The organism is Actinomyces dentalis DSM 19115 (genome assembly GCF_000429225.1).
GTDB classification, from domain to species: domain Bacteria; phylum Actinomycetota; class Actinomycetes; order Actinomycetales; family Actinomycetaceae; genus Actinomyces; species Actinomyces dentalis.
In genome coordinates, this window is the sequence record NZ_AUBL01000041.1 from 26,833 (window position 1) to 37,997 (window position 11,165).

Annotated in this window: 9 protein-coding genes; 1 reads left to right on the forward strand and 8 read right to left on the reverse strand. The window is 71.8% G+C overall.

Annotation, left to right across the window (positions count from 1 at the left end):
* Positions 1-165 precede the first annotated feature (165 nt).
* On the forward strand, positions 166-864 hold the full coding sequence (locus tag G446_RS0109995) for a demethylmenaquinone methyltransferase (protein WP_026410037.1): 699 nt from the start codon (positions 166-168) through the stop codon (positions 862-864).
* 104 nt (positions 865-968) lie between these two features.
* Here the strand turns inward: G446_RS0109995 and G446_RS0110000 are convergent, their stop codons facing one another.
* From G446_RS0110000 to G446_RS0110035, 8 genes are all read right to left on the reverse strand, one after another.
* Positions 969-2,738 carry a S1C family serine protease gene (locus tag G446_RS0110000; protein WP_026410038.1) on the reverse strand — a complete coding sequence of 590 codons (1,770 nt, stop codon included), beginning with the start codon at positions 2,736-2,738 and terminating at the stop codon, positions 969-971.
* A gap of 271 nt (positions 2,739-3,009) precedes the next feature.
* The gene (locus G446_RS0110005; RefSeq protein WP_051285901.1) at positions 3,010-4,122 is read right to left on the reverse strand and encodes an o-succinylbenzoate synthase; all 1,113 of its coding nucleotides are present in this window, start codon (positions 4,120-4,122) and stop codon (positions 3,010-3,012) included.
* A gap of 45 nt (positions 4,123-4,167) precedes the next feature.
* On the reverse strand, positions 4,168-5,205 hold the full coding sequence (gene argF / locus G446_RS0110010; RefSeq protein ID WP_051285902.1) for an ornithine carbamoyltransferase: 1,038 nt from the start codon (positions 5,203-5,205) through the stop codon (positions 4,168-4,170).
* A 2-nt stretch (positions 5,206-5,207) separates the two neighbouring features.
* Positions 5,208-5,492 carry a hypothetical protein gene (locus tag G446_RS17285; RefSeq protein ID WP_211228285.1) on the reverse strand — a complete coding sequence of 95 codons (285 nt, stop codon included), beginning with the start codon at positions 5,490-5,492 and terminating at the stop codon, positions 5,208-5,210.
* Positions 5,489-6,967, reverse strand: coding sequence for a hypothetical protein (locus G446_RS0110020; protein WP_026410041.1), 1,479 nt, complete (start codon positions 6,965-6,967; stop codon positions 5,489-5,491). Before G446_RS0110020 ends, G446_RS17285 begins: the two co-directional genes overlap by 4 nt.
* Before the next feature lie 527 nt (positions 6,968-7,494).
* Positions 7,495-8,928, reverse strand: coding sequence for a hypothetical protein (locus G446_RS0110025; RefSeq protein ID WP_026410042.1), 1,434 nt, complete (start codon positions 8,926-8,928; stop codon positions 7,495-7,497).
* A gap of 112 nt (positions 8,929-9,040) precedes the next feature.
* Positions 9,041-10,405, reverse strand: coding sequence for an arginine deiminase (locus tag G446_RS0110030; protein WP_051285903.1), 1,365 nt, complete (start codon positions 10,403-10,405; stop codon positions 9,041-9,043).
* 460 nt (positions 10,406-10,865) lie between these two features.
* On the reverse strand, positions 10,866-11,165 hold a 300-nt coding region (locus tag G446_RS0110035; protein WP_026410044.1), incomplete at its 5' end, for an IS256 family transposase.

Sequence of the window (11,165 nt, forward strand, 5' to 3'; positions counted from 1 at the left end):
TGAAATGACGAGCATCACCAATTTGCGACTCCGGGTTGGGATGTAAGTCCTAGAGCACTGCTGCCGTTTAATCGGTTCGGCCCGGTCGCCCCGGACGCGTGCGGGCCGGGCCCGGCCCCGCCCCGGCGCGGGACCCGGCCGGCCCGCCCCTGCGATGATGGGCCCATGATCCGAGCCACCCTTGCCAAGGACCCCCGCGAGGTCGCGGGCATGTTCGACGCCGTCGCGCGCCGCTACGACCTGACCAACGACGTCATGAGCCTGTGGCAGATCCGCATGTGGCGCCGGGTGGCCCGGGCCGCCGTCGGGGCGGCGCCGGGCCTGCGCATCCTCGACCTGGCCGCCGGCACCGGCACCTCCGCCGTCGAGTACGCGGCCGACGGCGCCGACGTCGTCGCCTGCGACCTCTCCCCCGGCATGGTCGCCGAGGGCAGGCGCCGCCACCCGGGGATCGAATTCGTGGTCGGCGACGCCATGGCCCTGCCCTTCGCCGACGCCGACTTCGACGTGGTCACCATCTCCTACGGACTGCGCAATGTTCAGGACGCCGCGGCGGCCCTGGCCGAGATGGCCCGCGTCACCCGTCCGGGCGGGCGCCTGGTCATCGCCGAGTTCTCCACGCCTGTGCGCCGCGCCCTGCGCGGGCTCTACCGCTTCTACCTGGGCGCGGCGCTGCCCGCGGTCGGGCGGCTGGTCTCCTCCAACCCCCGGGCCTACGCCTACCTCGGCGAGTCCATCGTCGCCTGGCCCGACCAGGAGGCGCTGGCCGCGCTCATGCACGCGGCCGGCTGGCGGGGCGTGGGCTACAAGAACCTGTCCGGGGGCATTGTCGCGATCCACCGCGGCACGCTCCCGGAGGGCTGAGGCGCCGCGGCGGAAACCCGCAGAAGCGAGGTTGGGGCTCCGCCGCGGCGGGACCCGTGAAGGAAGGGCTGAGCGCCGCAGCGGGCCCGCGAGCCGCGGAGGCCTCAGGAGTCCTTCCGCTCGACGAGGGTGACCTCGATCTCCTTCTTCTCCCCGTTGCGGATCACCGTGAGCTTCACCGTGTCGCCCGCCGAGTACTGGCGCACGAAGCCGGTCAGCGCGGCGGGCTGGTTCGTCGTCTTGCCGTCGATCGCGGTGATGACGTCGCCGACCTCGATGCCGGCCTTGGCCGCCGGCGAGTCGGGCTCGACCGTCGTGACCTTGGCCCCCGCGCGCGTCTCGCCGTCGGCCTTCTCGCTGCCGTTGTCGAGGGCCACGCCCAGGAAGGCGTGCGTCGCCGTTCCGGTCTTGATGAGCTGGTCGGCGACCTTGACGGCGAGGTTGCCCGGAATGGCGAAGCCGATCCCGATCGAGCCCGAGGCGCTCGAGCCCGAGGAGGACGAGCCCAGGGTGGCGATCGAGCTCGTGATGCCGATCAGCTTGCCGGTCTCGTCGAAGAGCGGGCCGCCCGAGTTCCCCGGGTTGACCGCCGCGTCGATCTGGATGGCGTTGGTGCAGGTCTTCGTGCTCGACTGGCTGGGCTGCAGGACGCCCCCGAGCCCGGGCGTGCTCGATCCCCCGGGGGAGCCGCCCTGGGACTGGTCCGGCTGGTCCTTCTGCTCCGTGACCACCGGGCGGTTGATGGCGGAGACGATGCCGGTGGTCACCGTTGAGGACAGGCCCAGCGGATTGCCGATCGCCATGACGTCCTGACCGGTGACGACCTGGTTCGAGTCGCCGATCTGGGCGACGGTGAGATCGTCGGGGGCGTTCACGATCTGGACGACGGCGAGGTCGGTGGCCGGATCCGTGCCGGTCAGCTCGGCGTCGTAGATGCGCCCGTCCGCGAGGGTGACCTGGATCTGACTGGCCGTCCCGACGACGTGGTGGTTGGTGATGATGTGGCCCGAGTCGTCGTAGATGACGCCCGACCCCATCTCCGTGCCCTCGGAGGTCTTCACGGTGATGGCGACGACGGAATTGGCGACGGCGTTGGTCACGCTCTCCCAGTCGGGCGCGGTGCCCGCGGAGGTGACGATCTGGGTGGTCGCACCGGTGGCGACGCTCGTCGGCACCGCGCTGGCGGCGGGCTGGGCCTTCTCGCCGAAGTAGTTGAAGTAGTGCAGGCCGGCGACGGTGCCCCCGGAGGCCAGGAGCGCGACCACGACCGCGGTGGTGACGACGCCGCCCCAGCCCGGCCCGCGGCGGCGCTCGGCGCCGTCGGACGACTTCGAGGAGTCCGACGACGGGGTGGACGGGGGCCTGCCCTCACCCGCCGGAGCGGAGGTCGAGGAGGACGGACCGGAGACGGCGCCGGCGGAGGAGTTCGCCCCGTAGCCGGCGGACGAGGCCGGGGCCGGGGCGGAGTAGGGGGCGCCGGCGCGGGAGGGGGCTCCGTAGCCGGCGGACGCAGCGGGTGCCGAGGCGGAGTAGGGGGAGCCCGAGGCGGTCCCGTAGCCGGCGGACGAGGCCGGGGCCGAGGCGGAGTGGGGGGCGCTGGAGGCGGTCCCGTAGCCGGCGCCGGGTCCGGGTCCTGCTTCGGCCGCGTCGGCCGAGCGCTGGAAGGAGTAGCCGGGGGGCGTGGCCGGCATCGTCGTGTAACGGGCTGTAACGGCCGCCTGCGAGGCCTGAGCGGCATCGGCGGCAGCGGAGTCCTCGTCGAAAGACCCCGAGGACCGGCCGGGGTGGGTCCATCCCGCGGGCGGCTTGAACCGCTCTGTATTCGTGGCGCCGCTGCTCGGTGTGGCGCCGGTAACGTCGTCGTGCGAACTCATGACATCCTCCTCGGGCTTGTGGCCCGCTCGATAAACAAACGTAGCGAACACCCGGGTTCTGGGTCGTCTCGGAACCGCTTCTGACACTTTGCTGTGAACGATGCCAATGAAACCACATCGAGACCACCGGTCGAACTCCCCATGTGACGTCCACGACTTTCATGCCCCCGGATCCCGTCCAGACCCGGCATGCGAAACGAGGACGCGCCCGATGGCCGGAGAGGGGTCGCGCCCCGCCCGCGCCCGCCGTCCGACCGGACCATGCCCGGCGTCACAGCGGCAGCCCCGCGACCGGGCTCAACCGGTCGGCCGCCTCCCGCTCGCGACGCTCGGTGAGCGCGGCCAGGATGTGCTCCAGGCGCGTGGCCCAGCGCGCGGTGAGGTCGTCGTCGGCCCCGGCGGCGGCGAGCATGGTCTCGGAGACGTGGACGGGGCGCAGCGGCAGGAAGCCGCGGACGGGCAGGACGGAGGGGATGGCGACGTCGGAGGACAGCAGGCCCACCGTGCCCAGGCCGCAGGCGTACTCCAGGACGGGCAGGGCGGCGGCCAGCCGGAGCCCGGCGCCGACGCCGACGCTGGTGTCCAGGGCGGAGCAGACGACGGCGGGCAGGTCGAGCTTCTCCGCCAGGACCAGGGCGCGGCGCACCCCGCCGAGCGGGGCGGCCTTGAGCACGACGACGTCGGCGGCCTCCAGCCGCCTCACGGCGAGGGGGTCGGCGGACAGGTGCACGGACTCGTCGGCGGCGATGGGCACGTCGATGCGACGGCGCAGGACGGCGAGATCGGTCACGCTCGCGCAGGGCTGCTCGGCGTACTCCAGGCCGCTGGCGGCCCGGTCCATGAGGGGCAGGGTGTGCAGGGCGGTCTCCAGGTCCCAGGCGCCGCCGAGGTCGATGCGCACGCGCCCGAACGGCCCCAGGGCGGAGCGCACGGCGCTCAGGCGCCGCAGGTCGGCGTTGAGGGAGCCCGGGGAGGAGGCGACCCTGACTTCGGCGGTGGTGGCCCCGGACTCGGAGACGAGGGCGTGCGCCTGGTAGGCGTCGACCTCGGGGATGACGACGTGGACGGCGATCTGCTCGCGCCGCACGGGCAGACTCGTCAGGCCCACGGCGGCCTGCTCGATCCCGGCGGCGAGCCACGGGGCGCAGGCGGCGGCGGCGTAGTCCCAGAAGGGGGCGACCTCGCCCCAGCCGGCGGGGCCGTGGAGGAGGACGCCGTCGCGGTGGGTCAGGCCGTGCAGGCGGGTGCGCACGGGCAGCTCCCAGACGACGGCGCGGTCGATGCGCGCCAGCAGGCCGGCGCGGTCGCGGGCGCGCAGAACCGCCAGGTCGAGCTCGCCGCGGGCGCGCGGCTCGCCCGCCATCCGGACGGCAGGACTCCACATGCGCCAAGAATAGTCGGACGGAGCCCCTCCCCCGGGATCCTCCCGTCAGTCCCCCAGGGTCGCCACCATGACGGCCTTGATGGTGTGCATGCGGTTCTCGGCCTGGTCGAAGACGATGGAGGCCGGCGACTCGAAGACCTCGTCGGTGACCTCGACTCCGTCCATGCCGGTGGCCCGGTAGATCTCCTCGCCGACGGTGGTGTTGCGGTCGTGGTAGGAGGGCAGGCAGTGCATGAACTTGGCCTGCGGGCCGGCGGTCGCCATGAGCGAGGCGTTGACCTGGTAGTCGCGCAGCATGGCGATGCGCTCGTCCCACACCTCCTTGGGCTCGCCCATGGAGACCCAGATGTCGGTGTGGACGAAGTCGACCCCGGTCACGCCGTCGGCCACCGACTCGGTCAGGGTGATGCGGGCGCCGGTGGACCGGGCGACGCGGCGGGCCGCCTCGACGCACTCCTCATCGGGCCACAGCGCCCTGGGCGCCACAATGCGCGTATCGGCGCCCAGGAGCGCGCCGTTGACGAGCAGCGAGCGGCCCGTGTTGAAGCGGGCGTCGCCGACGTAGGCGAAGGAGATCTCGGCGGCGGGCCTGCCCGCGTGCTCCAGCATGGTCAGGGCGTCGCACAGCATCTGGGTGGGGTGCCACTCGTCGGTCAGGCCGTTCCACACGGGCACGCCGGACAGCTCGGCGAGGGTCTCCACCTTGGCCTGGGAGTCGCCGCGGTACTCGATGCCGTCGAACATGCGGCCGAGCACCCGGGCGGTGTCCGCCACGGACTCCTTGTGGCCCATCTGGGAGCCCGCCGGGTCGAGGTAGGTGGTGTGGGCGCCCTGGTCGTGGGCGCCGACCTCGAAGGAGCAGCGGGTGCGGGTGGAGGTCTTCTCGAACAGGAGGGCGATGTTCTTGCCGAGCAGGCGCCGGTCCTCGCGCCCGGCCCTCTTGGCGGCCTTGAGCTGGGCGGCGAGTTCGATGAGGGCCATCCACTGCTCCGGGGTGAAGTCGAGCTCGCGCAGCAGGCTGCGGCCCCTGAGGCTCGCCAGGACGGCGGCGTCGGGGACGGGGAGGGGGTTCGGCTCGGTCATCGTCATTCCTCTCTGCCGCGGGCGGGGCGACGGGCACAGCCTACCGGTGTCCGCCGGGGCCCCGTTCCGGCAGCGCACCGGCGCCCGCCAACGGACTCTCCGGACTCGCGGAGGTCGGCGACGACCTCGTCAACCAGTTCGCGCAAACCGGCCAGCGCGTCCTCCGGGGTCCCGGCGAGCCAGGAGAGCGATGGGAACTCGAGGCAGGTGGCGACGAACTCCTCGTCCTCGGGCGACCAGGTGACGGTGAACATGTAACGAGCGGTGCTTCCCATGAGTGCGGTCACTGGAGTCCCTCCTTCTTGTCGATCGCCTTCCCCGCCGGTGAGGTCATGATCTCCCAGGCGGAGGCGGGGCGCCCGTACAGGCCGGGTTCGCGCCAGGAGTCGTCCGACGGCGTCGTCGGGGCGGGCGGGTAGGGCTGCGGAGCCGGCGCCCCGTACTGGGCCGGCGGTGCGGCGGGCGGGTAGGTCGCCGTCCCGGCGGACGGGTGAGCGGGCGCCGCCACTCCGCCGGGTCGGCGGTCCAGCGGCGCCGTCGGGGCGGGCGGGTAGGGCTGCGCCGCGTACGGGGACGGCGTCCTGACGGACGGGTGGATCGACGCCCCGTACTGGGCTGGCGGCGCCGCGGGCTGCGACCATGCCGCCGCCGTCGGGTCGGGGTCGTAGGAGCGCAGGAGGTCGATGCGCTCGCGGGCCAGCCGCAATGCTGAGGCCTTGTCCCAGGCCATGAGTGAGGCGCCGGCCAGGGGCACGTCCCGCTCCCCGTCCCGGTAGTGCACCTGCGCCCGCCAGCCCCAGTTCCAGGTCCCGCCCCTGCTCAGTCCGCTCTTCCCGTTCGGGGGGATGGCTCGCGCCTTCAGGTGTCCGCGCACCTGATCCCAGGACAGGGACCTTCTCCTCCAGCCGCGCCTGACCTCCAGGCCGGAGGCGTCGACGACCGTGGTGTCATCGGGACGCATCCTGAAGAAAGGTGCACAGAGAGCGAGCATCATTACAGCCAGGCCGAGTACTACGAGCACTCCCGCGAAAATATATCGGATATCGAGGTCGTAATCGTTCATGAGATGCCACGCCAGCCCCCAGCAGCTGCATGCACTCCCGAGGAGGATGAAGGCGGTCCCCTTGTCGTCCCTGTGCTCGGTCAGGACGAGCTCGTCCGGGCGGGGCGGGGCGACGGTGCCGGCTCCGGGGCCCGGGTCGCGGGCCGCAATGGCGGCCATGGCCCGCTCCATGCGCTGGTGGGGCTGTCGCTCGTAGTACGGATCGCCCATGAGGCAGGGCAGTTCGATCCGCTCGCCCTCCACCGTGATGACGGGCAGGAGAAGCGGCTTCAAGTTGAATTTGATGCCTATAGGACTTCTGGCGTGCTGCGGGATGACGGCGACGGCGAGGTTGCCGCGCACCTGGTCCCAGCTCAGCGTTCGGAATCTTCTCCCCGTGCGGATGCGGAACCCATTGGCATCCACACGCAGGCGCTGACGATGACGCAGGATGAAGACGATCCCGACGAGGCCGCCGATCGCCAGTGGGACGATCTGGATCAGCAGCATGATCGTCCCGATGTTAAGCCCGCCGTCGGACATCTCCCTAAAGGACGGCAAGTTCTTAAGGGACGAGAAGAACGAGAGGTAAGGAATGGAGAGGAACATCACGCTGAGGACGATCGACCATATTCCCACGCGGGAGTGGATGCCGGTAAAGACGAGGGGCTTGGCGTCGGTCAGGGGCGGTCGCCCGCCGGAGGGTGGGCCTGCGGTCATGTCGCGTCCTTTCTCAGCGGCGCCGAGGGTACCCGGACGGGGCGCCCCGCCGCGATGGGTCCCACTCCCCCGCCCCGAACGCGGGTCGCGGCGGGTGGGTGCCGGCGTCGGGCAGCTCCCGGGCGTGGGCCGCCGGGGGTGTGGCCAACCTTGTCGGGCTGCTCGCGACATCTGCCCTCCCGAGCACGGGCCGCCCCGTTTCGGGTGCGAGTCCCGTCGCACTGTGGACGTTGACGGCCCGCAGGTGTCATAATGGTGGGACTCACCCGGTTGCAGCCGGATGGGTCCCCGAGGTCGGCGGCTAGAACCACCGGCCGAGGGCATCCACAAGGACACTGACGGCCCGGATCAGGCGAGCGATCGAGTTGACCAACTCGCTCACCTTCCGGGCCGTTCCCCCGTCCTTGCGGACCTCCGGTGAGGCCGGGCGGGGTCACTGCGGTGCGGTCGCGGCGCGGGGCGCGGCGGCCCGGCCGACTGGGTCGAGTCGGGGCGCCGCTCGCGCGGATCGGTCCCCGCCAGTGAGGTCATGATCTCCCAGACGGAGGCGCGGATGCGGGCCGCCCGTACGAGCCGGGTTTGCGCCAGGAGTCGTCCGACGGCGCCCCGTATTGAGCCGGCGGGACGGCGGGTGGGTAGGCTGGCGCCGTGGGCTGTGAGACCGGCATCCCGTACTGGGCCGGCGGGGCGGGCTGCGAAGCCGGAACTCCGTACTGAACTGGCGGAATGGCGGACGGGTGAGCGGGCACCGCCGCTCCGCCGGGTCGGTGGGCCGGCGCCGTGGGCTGCGGGACCGGAGCCCCGTACTGAGCCGGCGTGACGGCGGGCGGGTAGGCCGGCGCCGCGAGCCGCGACCATGCCGCCGCCGCCGGGTCGGGGTCGTAGGAGCGCAGGAGGCCGATGCGCTCGGAGGCCAGCTGCAGTGCCGAGGCCTCATCCCAGGCCATGAGTGAGGCGCCGGCCAGGGGCACGTCCCGCTCCCCGTCCCGGTAGTGCACCTGCGCCCGCCAGCCCCAGCTCCAGGGCCCGCCCCTGCGCAACCCGCCCTTCCCGTTCGGGGGGATGGCGCGCGCCTCCAGATGTCCGCGCACCTGCTCCCAGGACAGGGACCTTCTCCTCCAGCCGCGCCTGATCCTCAAGCCGGAGGCGTTGACGACCGTGACATTATCGGGACGCAGCCCGAAAAAAGACGACCCGTGGAGAGCGAACATCAGTGCAGCCAGGCCGAGCGCCACGAGCACTCCCGCGCAAATACGCGTGAGCGCGTCGGCGTAGTCACTCCGCCAGAGCTGCCACGCCAACCCCCAGCAACTGCATGCACTCCCGAGGAGGATGAAGGCGGTCCCCTTGTCGTCCCTGTGCTCCGTCAGGACAAGTCCGTCCGGACGGGACGGGGCGACGGGGCCGGCCCCGGGGCCCGGGTCGCGGGCCGCAATGGCGGCCATGGCCCGCTCCACGCGCTGATGGGCCCGGCGCTCGTAATACGGATCGCCCATGAGGCAGGGCAACTCGATCCGCTCGCCCTCCACCGTGATGACGGGCAGGAGAAGCGGTTTCAAGTTGAAGTTCATAAGGCTTCGCAGCGGGATGACGGAGACGACGAGGTTGCCGCGCACCTGGTCCCAACTCAGCGTTCGGAATCTCCTCCCCACGCGAATGCGGAACCCATTGGCATCCACACGCAGGCGCTGACGATGACGCAGGATGAAGACGATCCCGACGAGGCCGCCGATCACCAGGGGGACGATCTGGATCAGCAGCATGATCGTCCCGATGGTAAGCCCGCCGTCGGACTTCTCCTGGAGGAACGAGGAGTAAGACAATGGCCTGAAGACCACAGCCAAGAACACCACGCTGAAGACGATCGACCATATTCCCACGCGGGAGTGGATGCCGGTGAAGACGAGGGGCTTGGCATCGGTCAGGGGCTGTCGCCCGCCGGAGGGTGGGCCTGCGGTCATGTCGCGTCCTTTCTCAGCGGCGCCGAGCGTACCCGGGCGGGGCGCCCCGCCGCGATGGGTCCCACTCCCCCGCCGCGAACGCGGGACGCAGCGGGTGGGCGCCGACGTCGGGCTACACGGCGTCGCGGGTGACCGGGCAGGTCATGCAGTGCGAACCGCCGCGGCCGCGGACGAGCTCGACCCCGGGGGTCTCGATGACCTCCACCCCGGCCTGGCGCAGGGTGTCGTTGGCGGCCTGGTTGTGGGCGTAGCCGATGACGCGCCCCGGGGCGAGGGCGACGACGTTGCAGGAGTCGCGGGCCAGCTCGCGCAGGGCCTCGGCCTCGTCGGACATGTCCGGGCTGATGATGCGGAAGGAGTCGATCCCGGCGGCCCGCGCCAGGACGGCGTCCATCTCGGCGCCGTCGTGGACGGTCACGCGCAGGGCACCGCCGCCCGCCTTGGTCGAGCCGCGGGAGGCGCCGGGCTCGATCTCGACGGTGGTGACGTCGTTGAAGCCGGGGAAGCGCAGGTAGGTGTCCGGGGAGACCATCGTCATGAGGGTGTCCAGGTGCATGACGGCGTCGAGCTCGGTGTAGAAGGCTCGGTCGGGCATGTGGACGCCGATGACGCGGTCGGCGACGCCGTCGTCGAACAGGCGCGTGGCCAGGCGCTCCACGCCGGCGGCGCTGGAGCGGTGGGACAGACCCATGACCAGGGCGCGGTTGCCCAGGACCTGGAAGTCGCCGCCCTCGACGGTGGCCGGGGAGGCGCCGTGGGGCTCGGACCACAGCAGGCCGCGGTCGGCGAAGGCCGGGTGGTAGCGGTAGACGGCCTCGTAATTGACGGCCTCCCGTCGGCGCGGGGCCAGGGCCATCGTGTTGACGCTGCGGCCCCCGTAGAGCCAAGCGGAGGTGTCGCGGGTGAACAGGTGGTTGGGCAGTGGGGTGATGACGAATTGCCAGCCCAGGGTGGACAGGTAGGTGGTGTTGAACAGAGTGGCGGCATCGTCGGCGCTCAGGCGCTCGCGCAGCTCGGTGCGGGTGATGCCGGCCAGGAGGACCTCGGCGAGCTCGACGTCGGACAGGCCCTGGAGGTAGGCGGTGAGAACCTCCGAGGTGGACACGCCGACGGCGTTGGGGCCCACCGTCTCGGTCAGAACGAGCTCGCGCGCCCCGGGCACGGCCAGGGTCTCGACGAGCAGGTCGCGGAAGTCGTGGACGATGACGCCCTCGGCGCGCAGGATCGCGGTGAAGGCGTCGTGCTCGGCCTGGGCGCGGCGGATGTTGAGGGCGTCGTCGAAGAGCAGGTCGTTGGCGTTGATGGGGGTGACCCGGGCGATCTCGCGGCCGGGCCGGTGGACGATGACCTCGCGCAGGGTGCCGGTCTCGGAGTCCACGCGCCCGCCGCCGCGCTCGACGGGGATGAAGGTGCGCTGCGCGGCGGCCGGGGTGGTGCCCGCCGTCCCTGCCTCGGTGGTCTGCGTCGTCGGCGTCATGGGACCAGGGTAGTCGGGTTGCGCGGGCCCGGCCCGCGGCTCCTCCCGGAACGGAGACGCGAGCGAACACGGCGAGCCTTTCTCGTCGAAGGTTCCGGGGCGGGGATCGGCGCGGTGGTGCGGGAGGGATGGGCGCGGAGTGGGGGGTGACGCGCACGGGGATCGTATCGCCCTGCGTCGTACTGGGGCCTCCCGCGTCATCACGCCGGTCCTGGCCGGTCCGGGGGTCTTTCTGGCGGGAAGGGCCCATTGGCTTGAGGGCGCCTCTGCGGAAGCGGCATCGCAGTGGAAGGTGCGGCTGCAGAGATGCGCGAGACGCACGGGTTGTCCGCCGTGACTCGGGCGGAGGCGCGGAGAGTGCGAGCCCGAGCCGGTTGCGGGTTCTTGCCGATGCTCCGGCGCCTCGTCCCTGACGATCCCGAGGGAATCGGTCAAGTCTCTTGGTGTGGTGTTCTTCCGGTCAGGTGGTGATGGCGGGCAGGGCGGCGCGGTCGCTGGCGCTGTTGTCGGCCTGGAGCATGTCGGTCAGGTGTCGCAGTGAGGTCTGGGACAGGTAGCGGCGTTCGCCGTACTGCCACTCCTCGTGCTGCTCCAACAGGACGGATCCGATCAGGCGGGTGACGGACTCGCTGTCGGGGAACACCTGGACGACGTCTGCTCGGCGCTTGATCTCGCGGTTGAGGCGCTCGATGGGGTTGTTGGACCAGATCTTGGTCCAGTGCTCCCGGGGGAAGGCGGCGAACGCGGTCAGGTCCGGCTC